At 37.9% G+C, this 21,443-nt stretch carries 27 protein-coding genes (1 of these 27 only partly in view); 11 read left to right on the forward strand and 16 right to left on the reverse strand.

The window, feature by feature from the left end; translation table 11 throughout:
- A protein-coding gene (locus tag ACWATA_RS22295) for a nucleotidyltransferase-like protein (protein WP_013055174.1) crosses the window boundary here: on the reverse strand, positions 1-736 show its 5' portion. 131 nt of this gene lie to the left of the window's left edge; 736 of the gene's 867 nt are visible here — the first part of the coding sequence; its start codon is at positions 734-736; its stop codon lies off the left edge, out of view.
- Between the two features lie 222 nt (positions 737-958).
- Between ACWATA_RS22295 and ACWATA_RS22300 the strand changes: the two genes are divergently transcribed.
- A complete protein-coding gene (locus ACWATA_RS22300) occupies positions 959-1,318 on the forward strand; it encodes a YgzB family protein (protein ID WP_014461817.1) in 360 nt (119 codons plus the stop codon).
- 22 nt (positions 1,319-1,340) lie between these two features.
- On the opposite strand, the gene perR is transcribed toward ACWATA_RS22300, so the two are convergent.
- The 6 genes from perR to ACWATA_RS22330 all read right to left on the reverse strand — a co-directional run bounded on the left by perR (position 1,341) and on the right by ACWATA_RS22330 (position 5,647).
- Positions 1,341-1,775 carry a peroxide-responsive transcriptional repressor PerR gene (gene perR / locus ACWATA_RS22305; RefSeq protein ID WP_165635406.1) on the reverse strand — a complete coding sequence of 145 codons (435 nt, stop codon included), beginning with the start codon at positions 1,773-1,775 and terminating at the stop codon, positions 1,341-1,343.
- A 254-nt stretch (positions 1,776-2,029) separates the two neighbouring features.
- Entirely contained in the window at positions 2,030-2,500 is a 471-nt protein-coding gene (gene bcp, locus ACWATA_RS22310; RefSeq protein WP_165635407.1) for a thioredoxin-dependent thiol peroxidase, read from the reverse strand.
- Between the two features lie 69 nt (positions 2,501-2,569).
- The gene (locus ACWATA_RS22315; RefSeq protein WP_013081554.1) at positions 2,570-2,962 is read right to left on the reverse strand and encodes an ion channel; all 393 of its coding nucleotides are present in this window, start codon (positions 2,960-2,962) and stop codon (positions 2,570-2,572) included.
- Between the two features lie 92 nt (positions 2,963-3,054).
- Positions 3,055-3,840: an ABC transporter permease gene (locus ACWATA_RS22320; RefSeq protein WP_013055169.1), complete on the reverse strand. Its 786-nt coding sequence runs from the start codon at positions 3,838-3,840 to the stop codon at positions 3,055-3,057.
- Positions 3,841-3,849: 9 nt separating this feature from the next.
- Entirely contained in the window at positions 3,850-4,641 is a 792-nt protein-coding gene (locus ACWATA_RS22325) for an ABC transporter permease (RefSeq protein ID WP_013055168.1), read from the reverse strand.
- Positions 4,634-5,647, reverse strand: coding sequence for an ATP-binding cassette domain-containing protein (locus ACWATA_RS22330; RefSeq protein ID WP_165635408.1), 1,014 nt, complete (start codon positions 5,645-5,647; stop codon positions 4,634-4,636). Before ACWATA_RS22330 ends, ACWATA_RS22325 begins: the two co-directional genes overlap by 8 nt.
- Positions 5,648-5,849: 202 nt before the next feature.
- Here ACWATA_RS22330 and ACWATA_RS22335 point away from each other — a divergent pair, with 202 nt between their 5' ends.
- Positions 5,850-7,148, forward strand: coding sequence for a glutamate-1-semialdehyde 2,1-aminomutase (locus ACWATA_RS22335; protein ID WP_028412426.1), 1,299 nt, complete (start codon positions 5,850-5,852; stop codon positions 7,146-7,148).
- 327 nt (positions 7,149-7,475) lie between these two features.
- Entirely contained in the window at positions 7,476-8,564 is a 1,089-nt protein-coding gene (locus ACWATA_RS22340; RefSeq protein ID WP_013081550.1) for an FUSC family protein, read from the forward strand.
- A 35-nt stretch (positions 8,565-8,599) separates the two neighbouring features.
- Here the strand turns inward: ACWATA_RS22340 and ACWATA_RS22345 are convergent, their stop codons facing one another.
- The 5 genes from ACWATA_RS22345 to fabL form a co-directional block, all read right to left on the reverse strand.
- Entirely contained in the window at positions 8,600-10,351 is a 1,752-nt protein-coding gene (locus ACWATA_RS22345; RefSeq protein ID WP_473050182.1) for an ABC transporter ATP-binding protein, read from the reverse strand.
- 169 nt (positions 10,352-10,520) lie between these two features.
- Positions 10,521-11,057 carry a nucleoside tri-diphosphate phosphatase gene (gene ntdP / locus ACWATA_RS22350; RefSeq protein ID WP_013055163.1) on the reverse strand — a complete coding sequence of 179 codons (537 nt, stop codon included), beginning with the start codon at positions 11,055-11,057 and terminating at the stop codon, positions 10,521-10,523.
- 195 nt (positions 11,058-11,252) lie between these two features.
- The gene (locus ACWATA_RS22355) at positions 11,253-11,513 is read right to left on the reverse strand and encodes a YgaB family protein (RefSeq protein WP_014461824.1); all 261 of its coding nucleotides are present in this window, start codon (positions 11,511-11,513) and stop codon (positions 11,253-11,255) included.
- 189 nt (positions 11,514-11,702) lie between these two features.
- On the reverse strand, positions 11,703-11,996 hold the full coding sequence (locus tag ACWATA_RS22360; protein ID WP_028412428.1) for a gamma-type small acid-soluble spore protein: 294 nt from the start codon (positions 11,994-11,996) through the stop codon (positions 11,703-11,705).
- Between the two features lie 97 nt (positions 11,997-12,093).
- The gene (gene fabL, locus ACWATA_RS22365) at positions 12,094-12,843 is read right to left on the reverse strand and encodes an enoyl-[acyl-carrier-protein] reductase FabL (protein ID WP_028412429.1); all 750 of its coding nucleotides are present in this window, start codon (positions 12,841-12,843) and stop codon (positions 12,094-12,096) included.
- A 116-nt stretch (positions 12,844-12,959) separates the two neighbouring features.
- Between fabL and yfhS the strand changes: the two genes are divergently transcribed.
- The gene (yfhS, locus tag ACWATA_RS22370; protein ID WP_014461827.1) at positions 12,960-13,184 is read left to right on the forward strand and encodes a mother cell protein YfhS; all 225 of its coding nucleotides are present in this window, start codon (positions 12,960-12,962) and stop codon (positions 13,182-13,184) included.
- A gap of 34 nt (positions 13,185-13,218) precedes the next feature.
- On the opposite strand, the gene mutY is transcribed toward yfhS, so the two are convergent.
- The gene (gene mutY, locus ACWATA_RS22375) at positions 13,219-14,313 is read right to left on the reverse strand and encodes an A/G-specific adenine glycosylase (RefSeq protein WP_028412430.1); all 1,095 of its coding nucleotides are present in this window, start codon (positions 14,311-14,313) and stop codon (positions 13,219-13,221) included.
- 242 nt (positions 14,314-14,555) lie between these two features.
- Here mutY and ACWATA_RS22380 point away from each other — a divergent pair, with 242 nt between their 5' ends.
- Entirely contained in the window at positions 14,556-15,536 is a 981-nt protein-coding gene (locus ACWATA_RS22380) for a metal-dependent hydrolase (RefSeq protein WP_074682687.1), read from the forward strand.
- A 63-nt stretch (positions 15,537-15,599) separates the two neighbouring features.
- Here ACWATA_RS22380 and ACWATA_RS22385 read toward each other — a convergent pair whose 3' ends face one another.
- The gene (locus tag ACWATA_RS22385; RefSeq protein ID WP_028412432.1) at positions 15,600-15,869 is read right to left on the reverse strand and encodes a YfhJ family protein; all 270 of its coding nucleotides are present in this window, start codon (positions 15,867-15,869) and stop codon (positions 15,600-15,602) included.
- A gap of 135 nt (positions 15,870-16,004) precedes the next feature.
- On the opposite strand from ACWATA_RS22385, the gene ACWATA_RS22390 reads away from it, so the two are divergent.
- Positions 16,005-16,160 carry a small, acid-soluble spore protein K gene (locus tag ACWATA_RS22390; protein ID WP_028412433.1) on the forward strand — a complete coding sequence of 52 codons (156 nt, stop codon included), beginning with the start codon at positions 16,005-16,007 and terminating at the stop codon, positions 16,158-16,160.
- 84 nt (positions 16,161-16,244) lie between these two features.
- Here the strand turns inward: ACWATA_RS22390 and ACWATA_RS22395 are convergent, their stop codons facing one another.
- Complete coding sequence (locus ACWATA_RS22395; protein ID WP_028412434.1) at positions 16,245-16,559, reverse strand: YfhH family protein; 315 nt, start codon at positions 16,557-16,559, stop codon at positions 16,245-16,247.
- 82 nt (positions 16,560-16,641) lie between these two features.
- On the opposite strand from ACWATA_RS22395, the gene ACWATA_RS22400 reads away from it, so the two are divergent.
- Positions 16,642-17,295: an SDR family NAD(P)-dependent oxidoreductase gene (locus ACWATA_RS22400; RefSeq protein ID WP_028412435.1), complete on the forward strand. Its 654-nt coding sequence runs from the start codon at positions 16,642-16,644 to the stop codon at positions 17,293-17,295.
- A 108-nt stretch (positions 17,296-17,403) separates the two neighbouring features.
- Here the strand turns inward: ACWATA_RS22400 and recX are convergent, their stop codons facing one another.
- Entirely contained in the window at positions 17,404-18,213 is an 810-nt protein-coding gene (gene recX / locus ACWATA_RS22405) for a recombination regulator RecX (RefSeq protein WP_098999469.1), read from the reverse strand.
- Positions 18,214-18,310: 97 nt separating this feature from the next.
- Here recX and ACWATA_RS22410 point away from each other — a divergent pair, with 97 nt between their 5' ends.
- The 4 genes from ACWATA_RS22410 (at position 18,311) to ACWATA_RS22425 (ending at position 21,435) form a co-directional block, all read left to right on the forward strand.
- Positions 18,311-19,213 (forward strand): TIGR01777 family oxidoreductase, encoded by a 903-nt coding sequence (locus ACWATA_RS22410; RefSeq protein ID WP_165635409.1) that lies wholly within the window; start codon positions 18,311-18,313, stop codon positions 19,211-19,213.
- A gap of 60 nt (positions 19,214-19,273) precedes the next feature.
- Positions 19,274-20,401 (forward strand): amidohydrolase, encoded by a 1,128-nt coding sequence (locus ACWATA_RS22415; RefSeq protein WP_033580772.1) that lies wholly within the window; start codon positions 19,274-19,276, stop codon positions 20,399-20,401.
- Positions 20,402-20,656: 255 nt separating this feature from the next.
- Positions 20,657-21,217, forward strand: a complete 561-nt coding sequence (locus ACWATA_RS22420) for a GNAT family N-acetyltransferase (protein ID WP_013055149.1) — start codon at positions 20,657-20,659, stop codon at positions 21,215-21,217.
- A gap of 101 nt (positions 21,218-21,318) precedes the next feature.
- Positions 21,319-21,435 carry a YfhE family protein gene (locus ACWATA_RS22425; protein WP_013055148.1) on the forward strand — a complete coding sequence of 39 codons (117 nt, stop codon included), beginning with the start codon at positions 21,319-21,321 and terminating at the stop codon, positions 21,433-21,435.
- Positions 21,436-21,443: the final 8 nt, after the last annotated feature.

A 21,443-nucleotide genomic window follows, 5' to 3' on the forward strand; every position in this document is an offset into this window, starting at 1 on the left:
GATGATGAACAAGTTCATTAAACGTCCATTCCTGCTTTTCACTTTTCATAATATGAACAAGATGCTTCGCACCCAATTCAGTTTTTTTATTGACTAGAAATTCACTTGCTAAGAAAAGCAGCTCCAAACGCTTGCTAACCTCTTCTTGGCTAATAATTAGCTCTTCGTAAAGACGATGAATTTCAGGTTCTATTTTTTTCACTTGGTTCCACACTGTCACTTCTGGGTGAAATCCATTTTCCAACACAGACAGTCGTGCTAAATGATGAAGAGCATGAATGACATGATTGAATGCATCTAAATAATGATTAGACGCATAAAAGTCTTTTCCTTCTTTAAATCGGCGAATCAACTTAGCAAACTCGACACCTATTCTCTTTGTCCGATCTTCTCTAGGGAAATCAATTAAGCGTTTCTTTAAGTTTTCCATATATTCGTTTCGATCAAATAGCACTTTACCATTTAAGATCCAATCAATAATACGGCGGTTCGTCCCATTCATAATCCATTCACTCATTTGCTGTTCAGAAGCCATATAAAGTGCAGCACGCTCATTTTCATATTCGTATTGTTTAATAAAAAGAGAAGTTTCTGTGGTTTTGGTCACAATAAATAAGATAGCATCCAAATTATCCGTCACTGGAGATTCTGATTTCTTTTTTTCAATCAGTAAAATACCGAGTGTGTCTTTATTGCTAGCTCTTTCTTGATATATTGGCCGTAAAACATCTTCCATTTTGAGCTCTCCTAACTGTAATAGACAAATATTTTTCAAAATTTTAAAGGCTATGGACTAAGATTTCTTTTTTTATTATATACGATGTATAACGGATATCCCACTCAGAATTATGGAAATCATTCAGAAAGCTCAAAAACTACGGATAATTTTCCGAAGATTCAATTTTTATTACTATTCACTGTCTCACTCTATGATATATTGGTAATAGGGGGGATACTGATGGGGATAAAGTATTCAAATAAAATTAACAAGATTCGCACGTTTGCACTCAGCCTGATCTTTGTTGGTTTCATTGTTATGTATGGGGGAATTTTCTTTCGGTCTTCAGTCTGGCTAATGACTATTTTTATGCTTTTAGGTTTACTGTGCATCGTAGCTAGTACCGGCGTTTATTTCTGGATTGGCATGCTTTCTACAAAAGCAGTTCAAGTAACCTGCCCTACATGTCAAAAGCAAACCAAAATGCTAGGGCGCGTAGATATGTGTATGTATTGCAACGAGCCGCTTACGCTTGACCGGTCTCTTGAAGGAAAACAATTCGATGAAAAGTATAATAGAAAAAAACAAAAAGAAAGCTGATAGTATCACTACTATCAGCTTATTAATGCGCTTTTTTAGCCGTACAATCAGGACACGTTCCGTAAATTTCCATTCGGTGGTGACTAATATCAAAGTCAGTAATATGAGCAGCCAGCTTTTCTACTTCGTCTAAACCAGGATAATGAAAATCCACAATTTTTCCGCAGCTTTCGCAAATCACATGGTAATGCTCTGTTGTAACATAATCAAACCGGCTTGATGCATCACCGTATGTTAGTTCCTTTACAATACCTACTTCGCGAAATACTCTTAAATTATTGTAAACGGTTGCTACACTCATATTTGGAAACTTACCTTCCAGCGCTTTATAAATATCATCTGCTGTTGGGTGTGTCATAGAATTGATTAAATACTCTAAAATAGCATGACGTTGTGGTGTAATACGAACGCCAGTACCTTTTAACGTTTCAAGGGCTTCTTGTAAATAATTTGACACGTCATGCACCCCTCTTCTATAAGTATTATTACTTTATAATTCTTATAATTAGTCTACATGTTTTACCCACGTTTTGTCAACTTGATGCCTATTCCTATTTTATGTAATAAGTAGAAATTATTCATATATGTTATGCAAAAAAAGAAGTGTGGAAATCAATCCACACTTTTAAATATATTAACATCTGAGGAGGTATGCCCTACACTGATATTGTATGTTCAAAGACTAAAACTGCTCTAGTTATCTGCCTGTTTTTATGCCATTTTTTCTTTAATAAATGATAAAGCTTCTTCCACATGCCCTTTTACTCGAACCTTGCGATACTCTTTTACGAGCGTTCCTTCTTTATCAATGATAAAAGTGGAGCGTTCAATGCCCATATATTCTTTTCCAAAGTTTTTTTTCAGTTTCCATACTCCATACTCTTCAGCTACGCTGTGACCTTCGTCAGCTAAAAGCAAGAATGGAAGACCGTGCTTATCAATAAACTTATGGTGTTTGTCGATTGGATCGGGGCTCACTCCTAGAATCACCGCATCTAGCTCTTCAAAATTTTCATGCTGATCTCTGAAATCACAAGCTTCCGTTGTACAGCCTGGCGTCATATCTTTCGGATAAAAATACAGCACAACGTTTTTTCCTTTCATCGAAGCGAGTGATACTTGCTCTCCATTTGTAGACATTAATACAAAATCGGGTGCTTTTTCTCCAACTACAGCTGTCATATTTATCTGCTCCTTTACGCTTTTCATTTTCTTTGAATAGCGTACCCAATATTAGATAAGATGACAAGTTTAAGTGCGGGTAACAGTTCGCATCACAAAGATTGCAGGCATAATGTAGCCGATAAACGCTTCAAAAGTTGCAAATAATTTCCCAATTCCAACCGGATACATATCTCCGTATCCTACTGAAAATAACGTCGCTGCGCTGAAATACATGCTGTTAAACAGCGTATAAAAGTAATGACCTTCATGTTCAAACCCTCCGCTTAACACTGGAATACTTCCCATCTCACACACTGTATAAATAAGGCTAAACCCCAATAAAACTGTGATATATGAATAAAACAAGACAAAGAAATGACCAATTGAGAAAAAATGAAATTCTCCAAGTTCTTTTTCAAAAAGAAACTTCATACTACCGATTACAAAAACAATGATAACGAGGATTAGAAAAATAACCATCATTCTACTCCTTTAATTTATACTCTACTACCACTATACGCGCATCCTTGTCCATTCATTACTACTCAGAAGCCACGAAAAAGAGCAGGCATTTAATTGCCTGCTCCTCTGTATTTTTTGACACCTGTATTCCATAAGAAAATAGAGATTACAAAAAAGACGATTCCCATCACCGGAGTTAAAAATGCATATCCGTACCATTCTGACCTTCCTAAGAAATAAGCAGCTGGATATACGCCTACAAATGCAAAAGGAAGAATCCACGTTAAAACATATCGGATGACATTGTTATAAATATCTACAGGATACCTTCCGTAGTTTCCAATATTATAAATAGTAGGCATAATAGAGGTTCTGGCATCCGACCAGAAGCCTATGCTTGCTAAGGCGATGAAAATTCCTGCGTATACAAGCGCTCCTCCTAAAATAAACAATAGAAAAATAAAAACATCATACCACTGGAAATGAAGGTGTAAAGAAGACGCAGCGTAAGCCATTACGGCAATCCCTGTGATACCACCAAACAATGATTCCAGTTCCATCCGCTCTAAAATAACTTGAAACAAACTGTGAATCGGCCGCGTTAAAATTCGGTCCATTTCACCTTTGACAATGTAGCGCTCGTTGAAATCCCAAATGTTAAAGAAAGACGAAAAAATAGCAAAAGGGACCAAAAAGAAACCATAAATAAAGATAATTTCCTCTCGTGACCATCCGTGCAGCGACTGAGTATGTCCAAATACAACTAAAATAAAAATCAAATTAACTGTTTGAAACAATAAGTCTGAAATGATTTCAACTACCATATCGGTGCGATACTGAAGCCTTGTTTTCATATATTGACTAATGTACTGAAAGAAAATCGAAAAATAAAACATTTTCATAGACTACCCTCCTTGAATAACCATTTTTTTCTTCGCTATGTTCCACAAACACGCAATAGGAATAAATAGAAGCCCTGACCAAACTGCTTGTGTAATAAGAGCATTTATTACTTCCTGCCCTTTAAATCCATTTGTGAAAATCATGCTCGGAATATAACTAATGGCCTGAAAAGGGAAATAGCTCATAATATGTTGCGCCCATAAAGGATAGAAACTGATGGGCAGAAGAAGTCCTGAAAACAAATCAATAACAACGCGCTTCGCTCGAATGAGTCCGTCATTGTTAAAGAGAAAGAAAGTAGTAATACCCGTTAATAAATTAATTTGTGTATTAATAATGAAACTAAAAATTAAAGACAGTCCAAAATAAAGCCATGTTGCGGCATTGGCTGAGAACTGTACTGGAAATAAAAACGCGACAATAATCATACCGGGCACTGAGAAAAACAGCAGCCGAAAAATCCCTTCTCCCAGTCCTTGCATTGTTTTCATACCAAGGTAGCTATAAGGCTTAATTAACTCTACTGCCACCTTGCCATCTTTAATTTCCATTGCCATTTCACGGTCAATGTTATTAAAATAAAAGGCTCTTGCCATCCATGAAACGGCTACATACGTTGTCATTTGGGTAATAGATAACCCTTGAATATTCTCTTTTCCTCCATAAATAGCGGACCATAAAAAGTAGTAAGCACCAATATTAATCGCATAAATCAATATTCCGCTGTAATAATTCGTCCGATACGCCAGCATCATTAAAAAGCGAATGCGTATCATCTCTATATATTTATCCATTCACAACACCTTCTTCATAAATGTTGCGGATGATTTCTTCCGTTGAAATTTCTTCAATGTTAATATCACTGATTTCGTGCTTTGCCACCACTTTAGCAATCAGCTGTGACAGTAAGTCTCCTTTATTTTGAAGCTGCGCTGTCCACAAATATTTTTGATCACCTTCAATCCAGTTAACAGGCATCCCTTGCGTCAATAGCTTCAACTGTTCTTGATTTGGAGCTGTTCCAAATTCAAACGTAACTTGTTTAAGGTCTCCCCAATTCGAACGCAGCTTTTGCAGTGATCCGTCATAAATAATACTGCCTTCATCCAGCATTACAACGCGTTCACATAAAGCTTCAATATCTGCTAAATCATGTGTCGTAAGCAAAATTGTCGTATTATACTTTTCATTAATTTCTTTTAAAAATTGGCGGATTTTTAATTTAACTAGTACATCTAAACCGATCGTCGGTTCATCTAGAAATAGAAGCGGCGGATTATGAATAAGAGCAGCAGCCAGCTCACAGCGCATTCTTTGACCTAGAGAAAGCTTTCGCACCGGCTTATCTAGAAGCGGTCCAATATCTAAAGTTTGAATAACGTGCTCCATATGAGCGTTATAATCTTCATCTGACACTTTGTATACTTTTTTTAACAAGCGGAAAGATTCTTGTACGGCAATATCCCACCACAGCTGAGAGCGTTGACCAAAAACAACTCCAATCGTTTGGGCAAACTTCTCCCTTTCTTTATGAGGGTTCATTCCATTTACGGTAATCTCGCCTGAAGTAGGAGTTAAGATTCCTGTCAGCATTTTGATTGTTGTCGATTTCCCCGCTCCGTTTTCTCCTATATAACCTACCATTTCCCCTTGTTTTACGGTAAACGAAATATCGTTCACAGCTTTCATGACTCTATAATTACGGGTAAATAAATCCCGGAATGCCCCTTTAAGGCCAGAGCGGCTAGAATAAGCTTTAAATTCTTTCCGAAGTTGATTCACCTCAATAGCATTTTTCATCGTATTCCCTCCGTTACGTCGACGTATTAGTGGTTTCTTTTATTGTTTCCGGCGCCCTTGCTAGCAACTCCTCCAAGAAACGAGGAACTATTTTCTAGCAGTTAGCTCACAAATTTCTATCATACACGTTCTCGAATGTTTTTCAAGAAACAAATAAGTTTGATAGAATAAAGAAGTTGAACTTTTCATTAGGAGGCATAACATGCAATTTACAAAATCAGAACAATTACACGCTGAAGCGCTCGAACATATTGTAGGCGGCGTTAACAGCCCTTCACGTTCATATAAAGCCGTAGGAGGCGGAGCACCTGTTGCAATGGAAAAGGCAAGCGGAGCTTATTTCTGGGACGTCGATGGAAATAAATATATTGACTATTTAGCAGCTTACGGCCCTATTATTACAGGACACGCTCATCCTCATATCACGAAAGCTATTACAAAAGCAGCTGAAACTGGTGTTCTTTACGGTACGCCGACTGCTCATGAAGTCACATTTGCTAAAATGCTCAAAGAAGCGATGCCCGCATTAGATAAAGTGCGCTTCGTCAACTCTGGAACAGAAGCAGTTATGACAACAATCCGTGTAGCACGCGCTTATACTGGACGCGATAAAATCATTAAATTTGCAGGTTGCTATCACGGCCATTCCGACCTTGTATTGGTAGCAGCTGGATCTGGCCCTTCTACGCTCGGAACTCCTGACTCTGCAGGTGTACCAAAAAGTATCGCTAATGAAGTCATCACAGTTCCTTTTAACGATATTGAGCCTTACAAGGAAGCATTAGAAAAATGGGGCGATCAAATTGCAGCTGTTTTAGTAGAACCAATCGTTGGAAACTTTGGAATTGTTGAGCCAGAACCTGGCTTTTTAGAACAAGTTAACGAATTAACTCACGAAGCTGGAGCACTTGTTATTTATGATGAAGTTATTACAGCATTTCGCTTTATGTACGGCGGAGCTCAAGATTTACTTGGTGTAAAACCTGATCTGACTGCATTTGGAAAAATCATCGGCGGAGGTCTTCCAATCGGAGCCTACGGCGGTAAAAAAGAAATCATGGAAAAAGTGGCGCCGCTTGGACCGGCTTATCAAGCAGGTACAATGGCAGGAAACCCAGCGTCTATTCTTTCTGGGATTGCTTGCCTGGAAGTACTAAAGCAAGAAGGTGTTTATGAACAGCTAGATAAGCTAGGGGCGATGCTCGAAGAAGGTATTTTAAAACATGCTCGTACATATAACATGCCTATTACGATCAATCGATTAAAAGGCGCTCTTACTCTCTACTTTACAACAGAAACGGTTAAAAACTATGAACAAGCAGAAAATACAGACGGCGAATTATTCGCACGCTTCTTTAAACTAATGCTCCACCAAGGCGTCAACTTAGCTCCTTCGAAATATGAAGCATGGTTCCTTACTACAGCTCATACAGAAAAAGATATTACCGACACTTTAGAAGCTGTAGAAAAAGCATTTAAACAGTTAAGTGAAGAACGCTAATTTTTACTCTAAAGCACTCGTTTGAAAATGAGTGCTTTTTTATCTTGCCTTTGGGTTTCCTTATAGAACATTCCCACCTTTCATAACCATTTCTTACGCGTCATCTCCTTTTTGTCATCCTGTCGAAAAATCCCGAGAAATACCCTTATTTTTCTGCTTGTTTTCTCTTGATATCCATTCTTAAACCTTGTATAGTATGTTATTGTTTATATTATTTCCAACAGGTTATGTAATAAAGAAGGATTGATTTTTGCAATTTATCATTTGTTTTGGGGAACATTCTTCATAACGAAAAAACTTTTTTACAGAAAGGAACTACGAACGCACATGAAACTTGGTGCCCGCATCTTAAAAACGGGAATTGCCATTACACTTTCATTGTTATTAGGTGAATTTCTAAGTTTACCATCTCCAATATTTGCGGCAATTGCGGCAGTTTTTGCAATTCAACCGTCTATTTACAGATCTTATTTAACGATATTGGAGCAAATACAGGCGAATGTGATTGGAGCTGCTTCTGCAGTTTGTTTTGGACTTATTTTTGGTACCCATCCCATCATTATTGGTTTTACCGCTGTTGTTGTCATTGCAGTCAACTTAAAATTACGTATTAATAATACAATTGGGCTTGCGCTTGTGACAGTAATTGCAATCATGGAAAATCCAGGAGATAATTTCGTTGAATATGCACTTATACGCTTTGGTACAGTGTTACTTGGGGTATTCTCAGCATTTATTGTCAATCTTATTTTTATTCCGCCAAAGTATGAAACAAGATTGTATTATAAAATTGTAAGCACAACGGAAGAAATTATTAAATGGATTCGCATGAATCTTTATCACGCATCTGAGCACACATTGTTAAAAGAAGACATTGAAAAAATGAAAGACAATGTGGCTAAAATGAATCAAATCTTTGATTTTTACAAAGAAGAACGCACTTATTCAACCAAAAAACGTTTTGTTAAGTCACGCAAGCTCGTTTTATTTCGTCAAATGATTACCGTAACAACACGAGCTCTTACAACCTTGAAACTACTTCACCGAGTGGAAAATGATCTTCAAGTCATGCCACAGCAATTTCAAGATTTAATCAAATCTGAAGTTGAGTGCCTGTTAATGTATCATGAGCAAGTATTATTAAAATTCATTGGGAAATTACGCGTACAGCCAACCACTACTGTACCAAACGAAGCCTGCGTTGGAAAACGAGCTTTAATCGATAAATTTATGCAGTACAAAATATACGATAATGATGAAGAGAATAAGGTTATTTATCATATCTTCCCTTTAATTTCTGTCATCATTGAGTATAGTGAAGAGTTAGAGCATCTTGATAAGCTGATTGATACGTTCCAAAACTATCACAAAGATGCTAACTCATTTGATATTAATCATCAGCGACAAGAAGATTAAAAACACCACCTATTGTTAGACAATAGGTGGTGTTTTTAAATTGTATCAAGCTGCTGAACGTTAAAGAGCTGATAGTAATGACCTTTTTTCTTAATTAACTCCTCATGAGAACCTCGTTCGACTACTCTTCCATTTTCTAAAAGTACAATTTCATCAACATGAGTAATTGTAGATAAACGATGGGCTACAATGAAAGTCGTACGGTCTTTTGCTAGTTCAGCTAATGCTTCTTGAATATAGTGCTCACTTTCCAAATCTAGAGCTGAAGTGGCTTCATCAAAAATAAGAATAGCTGGATTTTTTAAAAATACGCGCGAAATGGAAATACGCTGCTTTTGTCCCCCTGATAGCTTCATTCCCCGCTCTCCCACTTTTGTATCATATCCTTCGGGCAAATTCATAATAAAATCGTGGGCATTTGCGGCTTTTGCCGCAGCAATTACTTCTTCATCTGTCGCTCCTGGCTTTCCAAGCAGTATATTGTTTTTAACCGTGTCACTAAACAACACCGTATCCTGCAGGACGATTCCAATCTTATCTCGCAGGCTGCGTACTTTATAGGTTTTGATATCAATGTCATCAATGAGAATTTTCCCCTCTGTCACATCATAAAAGCGCGGAATTAAGCTGATAAGCGTGGATTTCCCTCCTCCGCTCATTCCAACAAACGCAACGGATTTTCCTTTTTCTACATCTAAATTAATATCATGAATCACAGGTTTTTCTTCTTCTTCATAAGCAAATGAAACGTGCTCAAACTGCACCTTTCCATGAAGCTCAGTACATTCTTTTGCATCTTTCTTGTCTGTAATATCGTATTCTTCATCAATGAACTCAAACACCCGGTCCATAGATGCAACAGACTGCGTGAGCGTAGTCGATGAATTGACCAAGCGGCGAAGCGGATTATACAAGCGGTCAATATAGGCCACAAATGCTACCATCTTTCCTACGCTAAGACTTTCTGTGATGACTTGATATCCAGCAAATGTAATCACGATTAAAGGTGCCAAATCGGTAATGGTGTTCACTACTGCAAATGTTTTGGCATTCCAATTCGTATGATTGATTGCTTTTTGTAGAAAATTTGAATTTTGCTTATCAAATTGTTTCTGCTCATGAGGCTCAATAGCAAAGCTGCGAATAACAGAGATTCCTTGAACCCTTTCATGCAAGTGACCCTGTACTTCCGCTAAAGCCTGCGAACGGACTCGCGTTAAATGGCGCAGACGACTGTAAAAATATTTTACAGAGAACGCATAAACGGGCAGCAAAATAATCGATACCAGTGTTAAAGGTACATTCATCGTAAACATAATCACAATGGCTATTACAATCGTCATCATATCAAGCCATACGTTCATTAAGCCTGTGATAACAAAGTTTTTTGTTTGCTCTACATCATTAATGACTCGTGAAATCACTTCACCCGCTCGCGTGTTTGCATAGTAACGCAAGCTAAGCTTTTGAATATGGCTAAACAGCTGATCCCGAATATCATATAATACTTTGCTCGATACCCACTGAGCATAATACTGCCTGTAATATTCAATGGGAGGTCTTAACACTAAAAATATAACAAACGAAATCCCCATAATCGTCACCATTTTATGAACTTTTTCAGAGGAAGACATGCCATGTCCATTTACGATATCGTCCAAAACATATTTCAAAAGCAGCGGAATTAATAAAGGAATAGCAAATTTAATAATACCAATTAAGACAGTGCCGACAATTTGCCATTTGTATGGCTGTACAAACTTCATGTAGCGTCTTATACTTCCCATAAAATCTCCCCTTTCTATCTATGAGGGCAAGCTTCCTTAGTATATGTACACGCGTCGATTTTTTAGTGCTTTTATCTCTTCTAAAAGATGGCGACCATAACGCCAAAAAGAACATTATATCAAACAGTCAGCTTTAGACGGCCTAACATAATGTTCTCTAGCTCATTCATCAAGAATGCCGATATGTTAAAAAACGTTCATACCAAATGTCAATGAAATCTGGAGCAAACGGGCCTTTTCGCTGTCGAATCCAACCTTTTAACTCCTCGACGTGATTATGTAAAATACGGTCAATCACTTCTGGATAATTCATTTCTTTTCGATGCTTCTCATATTCATCTTCATCAAGAAGGGTGTATGTCATATCTGGATAGACTTTAATATCTAAATCATAATCAATATATTTGAGCGCTTCATTGTCATCATAAATGAACGGCGAACTGATATTGCAGTAATAATAAATTCCATCTTCACGGATCATCCCAATGACGTTAAACCACTGCTGAGCATGAAAATAACAAATTGCCGGCTCTCTTGTGACCCATGTTCGTCCATCTGATTCTGTAACGACTGTACGATCATTTCCTCCAATCACTAAGTTATTGGTTGCTTTTAATACGGTTGTCCGATCCCACACGCGATGAATATGTCCATTATGCTTGTAGCTGTGTATTTGAATTGTTTCTCCTTCCACCGGAATTCCCATCTCCAATACCTACTTTCATTTTAGCACTTAAAAAAATTCATATAACGTCTCCATTTGTCTTATGTTTATTATAACGGTTTCTCTCTCATTTTAACACAAATGTGCTAACCTTCTTGAGTTCAAAAAAGTCACTCCCCCTACTTTTCCTTTGCTTAGCAGCCTTAAAAAAGAGAGGAAGTGACACATCAATGTTCATTAAGCAAGTGTAGAGCAAGCCCCTTCACTTTTATATGTACGAATAATGTCTTCGGTTTGTGCTTCAAACGTCAATTGAATCTCTTTTAATTTTAGCTTCATTTCACTAATTTCATCTTGCACAGAATGAAGTTTTGCTTCTTCATGAAGTTTTACTAGTTCACCTTCGATTTCCTGACAGCGCTCAATCTCAGACTGCAAAAACAGAAGTTGATCCATGGTCTCCAATTGTTGAGTCACTAGCTGATCAAATTTTTTCATACGATAGCTCCTCCCTATTTGCTTTAACCATACACGCGGCACTTCTGTTAACATTCTGTTTAGGTGAGACAGATTCCTTTGACGAGTTGTGTAAAGTTTCAAGAAGTTTTGTCATACTTTGTTGCTTTTTATATAAGAAAAAGCGAACTTAACATCGCCGTTTGAAAGACGTTAAGTTCGCTTTTGATATTAACCTTGGTATTTACCAGCGTTTTGGTTTTTCTTTGCTTCAGCTTGTGCGTTTTGTTGTCTCACTTCTTGAGCACTTGTTTCGCTAGCAAATTCAGTACCGAAGTTGTTTTTAGATGCTTGAGCATTTTGGCTTTTGTTTGCCGCTGCTTGTGCATTTTGTTGCTTCACTTCTTGTACATTTGTTTCGCTACCAAATTCAGTACCGAAGTTGTTTTTAGATGCTTGAGCATTTTGGTTTTTCACGTGTTGTGTGCTTGTACCAGATGCTGTTTTGTTAGTTTGTTTTGCCATTGTAATCACCTCCACGAAAATTAATATGCCCGGGAGGTAAATAGGGTATGCAAACTTTTTTCAGTATTTTAAAGCGCAAGCACAAAATACATTTACCTTACATTAAAAGTGAACGCCCTCCGTCAATAATAAGCGTTTGACCGCAAATCATATTTGCTTGATCGGAGACTAAGAACATCACTGCATCTACCATGTCTTTTGGCTCCACCATACGACCAGCTGGAGTATGTTTGCGCGCATCATCTAACAGTTCATCACGATTTGGGAAGTGCTTTAATGCTTCTGTATCCACAGCACCTCCAGATACAGCATTTACCACAATATTTTTTGGAGCAAGCTCCACTGCTAAATAGCGGGTCAATGCTTCTACAGCAGCTTTTGACACGCCTACTGTTGTATAATTTTCCAAATAGCGAATAGAACCGAGCGAACTGATGGTAACAATCTTTCCTCCGCCTACTTTTTCCATACGTTTAGCCGCTTCTTGTGCACAGAATAAATATCCTTTGCTATTGATGTCCATTGTCCAATTCCAGTGAGTTTCTTCTAATTCCATAATAGGACGTAAAACTCCTGAAGCTGCATTACTTACAAATACGTCTAAGCGACCGAATGCGTCATCAATTTGCTCAAACATTTCTTTAATTTTTTCTACTTTTCCTACGTTTGCTTTAACAACTAATGCTTCTCTGCCTAATGCTTTGATTTCTTCCGCTACTTCCTGCGCTGCACTTTTGCTTCGTGCATAGTTTAATACAATATCGTATCCTTCTTTAGCAAGACGTAAAGCAATCTCTTTACCAATACCTCTGCTGCTTCCCGTAACTAGTGCTACCTTTTGTGACATGATGTCATCTCCCTTATGTATCATATTATCTTTACATTGTACTGATTTTATCGCATAAGAAACAAGTAATATAGGGAAAATAGATAAAACTTGATAAAATGAACGAGGTGAATAGAATGTATGTAGGTAGAGACATGACGGCTCTTTCAATGATTTCTAAAAGCGAGTGGAAAGACAGCGAGCTTGCGTTTTTCCATCACTCTTTACAGCAAATGACGCCGTATTTAAATGCTGAAGGACAAAGTATTCATCAGCAAATTATTAAAGAAATTGAAGCACGAGGCGGGTTACAGCGCCACGAAGCAGATTATACACACGGCACGCACGTATCATATGATTAAATAAAAAGAAGCGCGGAGTTTATCCACGCTTCTTTTATTTAACAAGCAAATATTCTTTTAAGATTTTTTGATGGGAAACCGGAAATGCATATTGTTCTAAGTCTTTTTCAGAAACTACTTTCAAATTTTTTAATGCACTGATATCACTTGCAAGCTCTGCTTCATATACTGTGATGTTCCAGACGATATGAGAAAACACGTGCTGAATTGTGGTAAAAGGCGCATGGATTTTAATATCAGCTCCGTACTCATTTTGAATAAACGCCTGAAGCTGCTGATGATCTGGCGCTATACTAAGATCTACTTCTATATTTGGAAATTCCCATAGATTAGCTAAAAGTCCTTTGCTTGGACGCTTATGAATTAGATAATTTCCTTCACCGTCTTTAATCACCGCTGCAGCAAGCTGAAGAGCACGCGGCGCTTTTTTCTTTGATTTAACGGGAAGCTCATTCTGCACTCCTTCTTCAAAAGCGCGGCAGTGTTCGCGAACTGGACATAACAAACAGGAAGGAGAAGTTGGTGTACAGACAATGGCACCAAGTTCCATCATACCTTGATTGAAATAGGAAGGGTTATCTGTTGAAATAATTTCATGCACGATTTCTTCAAACAACTTTCTTGTTTTCGGTTTTGCAATATCATCCCAAACGGATAAAATGCGCGATAGCACACGCATGACATTTCCATCTACAGCAGGCTGCGGCACTCCGTATGCAATACTTAAAATGGCCCCTGTTGTATAAGGACCCACTCCTTTTAGTTTGGAGATTTCTGCTGGCGTATTTGGAACTTCTCCCCCGTATTGTTCGTGAACTTCTCGAACCGCAGTTTGCAAATTACGGGCACGGGAATAATAGCCTAATCCTTCCCACGCTTTTAACACATCATCTTCATTCGCATAAGCTAAGTCTTTGATAGTGGGAAATTTGCTAATAAAATTATTAAAATAAGGAATGACCGTATCTACTCTCGTTTGTTGAAGCATAATTTCAGATACCCACACCTTATAAGGGTCCTGATCTTGACGCCAAGGTAAAATGCGCTGTTCCTGCTCAAACCAAGAGATTAAGTCATTTTGAAATGCTTGAATATCAAAATTTTGTACAATATCTTTACTTTGTTTCACGTCATAGCCTCCGAGGTATTAACTATACATATACAATGTGTTGCTTTTTGAATCTTAGTAACTTTATGATAACCTTATAACAACTACAAATATGAATAGTAAAATGAATTGTTCAAATAATGAATAAAAACAGCCGATTTGCTGCGTTAATAATAAAATGAGATTTTTTGCTTTAAATCAAGCTTTCATGCTGAATTAGAATAATCTAAGATCGTCATCATCTTACAAAGGAGGAGTTCGCTCTGGATACTGGTACACACATTGCAATGGGAATCGCTCTGGGCGGCCTTGCAACATTAGACCCCACTGTATCTGCGAATACAGCCACAATGGATGCTGTGATGATTGGCGTAATGGCCGGGTCATTAGCACCTGATTTAGACACTGTTTTAAAGCTGCGAAACAATGCACAGTATATCCGCAATCACCGTGGAATTACACATTCTATCCCGGCTGTTATTTTATGGCCTTTGCTTATCGTGCTCATTCTTTCGCTTCTGCTGCCAGGAGCTAACTTGCTGCACCTATGGATGTGGACCTTTGCAGGCGTCATTATTCACGTTTTTGTTGATATCTTTAACGCTTATGGCACGCAGGCTTTACGGCCTTTCACAAATAAATGGATTGCGCTTGGCGTAATCAACACGTTTGATTACGTGATTTTCTCAGCCCACGTGCTCGCAATTTTAATCTGGTTTATTGGAGCAGAGCCAGGACCAACATTCATTACGCTATATGTGTTATTGGCGTTTTACTATGGACTGCGCTTTTATATGCGCCACCAAATCGCCAAGAAGCTTCGAAAACAGTTTCCTGATGTTATCAAGCTCAATATCTCTCCTACGCTGCGTTTCACTCACTGGCACTTAGCCGTGACGACCGAAAAGTACTTTCATGTAGGAAGAGCAATCGGAGAAGAAATTTTTATTTATGATACGTTTGATAAAGTTCCAATTCCTGAATCGGCCGTAATTGAAGTAGCGAAAAAAGATGAAAATTTATCTGCTTTTCTTTCCTTTTCACCTATTTATAGATGGGAACTGGACGAATATAACGACCACATTGAAGTGCGTTTTATTGATTTACGCTACCGCAGCAAAGACTACTATCCATTTGTAGCCGTGGTCCAGCTTGATTACGATTTAAATATTATTTGTTCGTACACTGGTTGGATTTTCAGTGAGAAAAAATTGCGTAAAAAGCTTGATTACCTCCCGCACTAATCATAACAAGAACAAATATGAAACCCAAAAACGAACCGTCTTGAGAAGACGGTTCGTTTTTATTTAATGTTTTAAATAGTCATCGTTATTTAATAAATGCTGATATTTAGGGTTTTTAACCGCGATTTCATGAAGTTTGTCACCGTAGCTGTTGATGTACATCGTAACAACCTTTTCCGTCGCTTCTTTCCCTTTATAATCATATCCTGCTTTTGCGTAAGATGACTCAAAATCTTCCCAGAAAAGTTCGACCCATGTACGGGCTTGAGCGTATGAAAGCGAACTATTTTTGCTTAATAGCTGATTCGTTAATCTTTCGAATATATCGTTCATAAGAACACCTCGATTACCAAAATTCTTTATGAGTATGTTTGCACTTTTAACTTACACTATAAATGCGGAGTTATTCACTCCCTCATGTACTATATCATAACCGCAACGCTTTCTGTTGTAAAAGGAGAGGTATCGATGCGCAATAAAGCAAAAGATTTTACAAACCAACATCATACTAAGTTTGAAGGCGAACCTCGAGCAAAAGCAGAATACGCTTCAAAACGTGCAAATGGAACGATCAATACGCATCCGCAAGAACGTATGCATGCTTCTAATGAGCGCGAAGAATAACCGCTTGCTTTGCTTATTTGTTTAAAAGTAAAGCGAATATAGATATCAAACAAGCAGCACACTTCGTGCTGCTTGTTCGTCCCTTTATTTTTTCAACATGGAAATAGGCAATGCCTCTTCGTTTTGCGGTGAGCCAAGTCTAAACCCCCATGCAAAAACTCCGTTCATATAATCAATTTTAAAATATGAACCCGGATCTCCTTGAATTTCATATACTTCCCCTGCTTGAAACGTTTCAGGATCCAATAAGTACGATCTAGCCATTGTTACTTTTCTTTCTAATACTGCATACTCATTGACCATGCCAAGCTGTTCAGCTTTTCGTGCTTTTTCTTGAAGAGACCCAATTTCTTGTTGAAGTTCATACGTCGTCATATCACTGTAACGTTTTTCAGACATGCTGCTTTCCCCCTTGTTTGCTTTCATTTTATTATAACAAAAGGTATAACTAAAGGGAGACTATGAAAAGGGAGTTTTGGGAATGAAAACAGTGCTAATCACAGGCGGTGCGACGGGTCTTGGAAAAGAACTCGCAAAACTTTACGCAAAAGACTGCAACGTCATTCTAGCTGGACGCAATCAACAGAAATTAACTGAGGCCCAGCATGAGCTAGGAGAAAACGTATATACGATGTCTGTAGATATTACACAGTATGAAGAAGTAGGAAAATCTGTAGAAAAACTGCTGATGCAGCATTCAGTAGATATCCTTATCAACAACGCAGGCATTGGACATTTTGGTCCTTTGACAGATTATACAAAACAAGCAATCGATGAAGTCATCGATACAAATGTAAAAGGAACTATTTTTTTAACACAAGCGCTTATGCCTCATCTCTTGACGAGACCTGAACCTAAAGTTATGAATATCATTTCAACTGCAGGACTTCGAGGGAAAGCCAATGAAAGCGTCTATGTGGCAAGTAAATTTGGCGTAAGGGGATTTACAGAAAGTTTAAAAGTGGAGTACCAAGATACCAACCTTCATGTGACGGCAGCTTATATGGGAGGCATGAATACTCCTTTTTGGGATCACAACAACCACATTAAAGATAAAAGCCGCTTGCGCTCAGCTTCAGAAATCGCTGAGATTATTTATAAACAGCAGAATGATTCAGAAGATATTTTGTTTTAAAAAGATTGAAGCATCACAATAAAAAAATCCGAACGAGTTGGATTCTCTATCAAGAATCTCGATTCATCGTTCGGATCTTCCTTCAACTAACATACTTTTTTCCCCGCTCTATTCCTCTTCAATAGAATCTAGAAATGATTGAATTTGTTCAATGGAGAATCCTTTTCTATAAAGAGCCTGCTTCATTTTTTGCTGATATTCCCAGCCTTCATACTTTGAAAAACGACGATGAGCTTTCATTCCTTGATATTGCAGAGCTTCCCAAACCTCATCGCTTTCTTTTTCTGTATCCGTTCGCTGAAATGCTTCTTGAATAACAGAAAACGAATAGCCCTTCACTGCCAATGCTTGTTCCATTTTTTGTTTCATCATTACTTGAGATAATTTTTTATATTTCCCTTTTAACTTTTCAATTAATTTTACAGCAGTTTGAATTTGCTGTTCTTCAGGGTATTCACATAAACTAAGGGTAATAATGGAATCAGAAATCCCCTTTTCTTTTAATTCTCTTTGAATCACATTTGGTCCTTTTGGTGTTGTGTTCATCTGAGTTAACACAAATGCTTTGGCAAACTCTTCATCATTTAAATAACGGTGGCTGACTAGTTTCTGAATAACTTGTTGAATAATAGTAGAGTTAATTTCTTTTTTCTTTAAATAATCGTGTACCTCTTTTTCAGAGCGCATTCGATAAGATAAGTAAATGATCGCTAAATTATAAGCTTTTTTCTCATCATCTGCGTACTGAATTTCCGTTAATTCAAATTCATCAAGCTCACGACCTTTTTTTAAGTCATATTTGATGAGGACATTTTCGTCAACACCAAAGCCAAACTCTTCACCTTTACCATAATCTAAATACACATTATAACGTTCACCGCTATTCTTTTGCGTTGTGATCTTTGTGACAACAGGCATTAACCTTCACCTCATATTTCTTATTAAATTGATGGCTGAAGAACCGCCAAACGTATCATACACATTTTTATTTATCTCAATAAAGGAGGAAGTTCGTATGAAAATTGTTATTGCTGGAGGAACTGGATTCGTAGGTAAAGCTTTAACAAAACATTTTTTAACACAAAAACATTATGTATATATTTTAACACGCAATGCAGATAAAGCTGCAAGAGATCCGAAACTTAAATATGTAGAGTGGATGCAAGAAAACAGCCAACCTGAAGAGCATGTAGAAGGAGCAGACGTTTTTATCAATTTAGCTGGCGTTTCACTTAACAGTGGCCGCTGGACGGACGAACGCAAAAAAGCCATCGTGGAAAGTCGCCTTTCTTCTACTCAAGAAATTCTTCGCATTATGGCTTCTTTACCCGAAAAACCGTCACTTTATGTAAATGCAAGCGCCGTTGGTTATTACGGGACATCAACGAAAGAAACGTTCACAGAAGCTTCTCCATCGATCGGGACAGACTTTTTGGCTGAAACGGTAAAAAAGTGGGAAAATGAAGCGCTAAAAGCCATGAAACTCAATATTCGTACTGTCTTAACAAGATTCGGCGTTATATTAGGGAAAGATGGCGGAGCACTTCCTTCTACGGCCCTTCCTTATAAATTATTTGCAGGAGGAACAGTCGGTTCCGGAGAACAGTGGATGTCTTGGGTGCATCTTCAAGACGTCGTGAAGATCATTGATTACTGTATTCATACCGAACAAATAGAGGGAGCTGTTAACGTCACTGCCCCAAATCCCGTTCAAATGAAAGAGTTTGGAAAGACGATTGGAAAAGTGTTGAATCGTCCTCATTGGATGCCCGTACCTAGCTTTGGCCTTCAACTGCTGATGGGAGAAATGAGTATGATTATTTTAAAGGGACAGCGCGTTTTACCTGAAAAATTGATTCAACAGAATTACATTTTTACATATACTGTATTAGAAGATGCATTGCGAGATTTACTCTAGTTATTTTCTGTTATTTCCCTAAAACAGGTGACTAAGCTGCCGATAGATAGGAGTAACTTTATGAAAACCATTCTCTTAAAAAATGCAACGCTCTATCCTATTACGTCAAAACCTATTTATAATAGTGATGTGCTCATTCAAGATGGAAAAATTGTTTTAATTGGGCCAAACTTGCAGCCACCTCTTCGAGTAGAAGTCATTGACTGCAAACAGCGTTATTTATTCCCTGGATTTATTGATGTTCATACACATCTAGGATTATATGATGAAGGAACCGGCTGGGCCGGGAATGATGCTAACGAAACCATTGAACCTATGACTCCACATATCCGAGCTTTTGACAGTGTACATCCTTTAGATCCTGGGTTTAAAGATGCCATTGAAGCGGGTATTACGTCTGTACACATTATGCCAGGAAGTGCAAATGTGATTGGAGGCACAACTTCCGTTATTAAAACAGCTGGAACAAGCATTTCTCAAATGTTAATTCAAGAGACAGCTGGACTTAAGATTGCGCTAGGAGAAAATCCAAAACGAATTCACAGCCACGGCAATAAAGAATCGATTACGCGAATGGGTATTATGGGGATGCTGCGAGAAGCCTTTTATCACGCAGCAAGCAGTGACAACAAAGATGATTTGCGCATCAAACCTCTCACTCAAGCACTGAATAGAGAAATTCCAGTTCGGATTCATGCTCATAGAGCCGATGATATTCTATCAGCTCTTCGCTTAGCAGATGAATTTCATTTAGACGTCCGTATTGAGCACTGTACAGAAGGCCATTTAATTGCTAAAGAGCTGGGTGGAAGAAATTTAAAAGTGAGCGTAGGTCCAACTTTAACACGCCGCTCAAAGGTTGAACTTAAGAATAAAACGTGGAAAACCTATCAAGCTCTTTGCAATGAAGGAGTAGAAGTTTCCATTACAACGGACCATCCTTATACGCCTATTCAGTATTTAAATATTTGCGCATCCATTGCCGTACGTGAAGGACTCGAAGAGCAAAAAGCATTAGAAGGCATCACGATTACTGCTGCTCGGAATCTCCGTATTGATCATCGAATCGGCAGTATCGAAGCAGGAAAAGACGCTGATTTAGTGCTATGGAGCCATCATCCCTTTCACTACTTAGCAAAGCCTATTTTCACCATGATAGATGGTAAAATATTATTTAAAAAAAATTAACATTTTACCTATTTTCTTTTTTTATTTTTTTTAGTATGATACGTTTAGAAGCATGTGAATTTCACAAAAGCATAAACATCACACGTTGACTTTTTATGTTTGTTGACTTGTAATGGGAAGGCAAATGGTGCGCCACCAGGTAACTGGTTCTAGTGGGTTCGATTCCCACCCCGAAATTTTTTTAATTATTAAAAAATTTCGAGGGTGGGGACTTGATTGGAGTCTGTATATACCCTCGATCAGGAGGGAAAAGTTATGTTAAAAAAACGTGACCTAAATGACTGTCAATCTCTATACGAACTCATGGTACATCCTGATGTCTTCCCTTTTGTTCGTCATAAAGCCCATTCCTATGAAGAATTTTTATTTGTGACTAAACAAACGATGGAAGCAGAAGATCATGGAGAAATTATTTCTCGCACGATTTTAGATGAATGGGGTAACCCTATCGGCACCATTAATTTATTTGATGTACAGGATCAAGCTGGTTTTTTAGGCACTTGGCTTGGCAAACCGTTTCACGGAAAAGGATATAATCAAATTGCAAAAGAAGCGTTCTTTAATGAACTGTTCTTTGAGTTAAATATAGAGCGAATTTTTATGCGAATCCGCAAAATCAACATCAGGTCTATTAAGGCTGCCGAAAAACTGCCTTATGCAGTACTTGCGAATGAAACACACAAAGCTTTATACGATGAAATTAATCAACATGAAGACGTATATGATTTATACGAAATTCCAAAAGACTTGTATACATTATACTACCTGCGTCACGAACAAGACGTTCAAGAAGATCACCAGCTTAAAGAAGCGTAAGAGTCTCTCCGTTACACGGAGAGCTTTTTTTATGATTAAAAACGAGAGATTCTGGAAAAAATAAGTAGCATGATCGAAAAACGTTAATTGGAGGTTTTTTTATGTCTGAAAAAAAACGAAAAGAAAACGCAAAAAATACGTTAAGTAGCGCTCAAGAAATCTATTACGGCCGCGAGTTTAAAAAAGCAGACCGTGCAGGCGGCTACACGAAAAAATAAGTGAGGCA

Source organism: Priestia sp. USM5 (assembly GCF_058323215.1).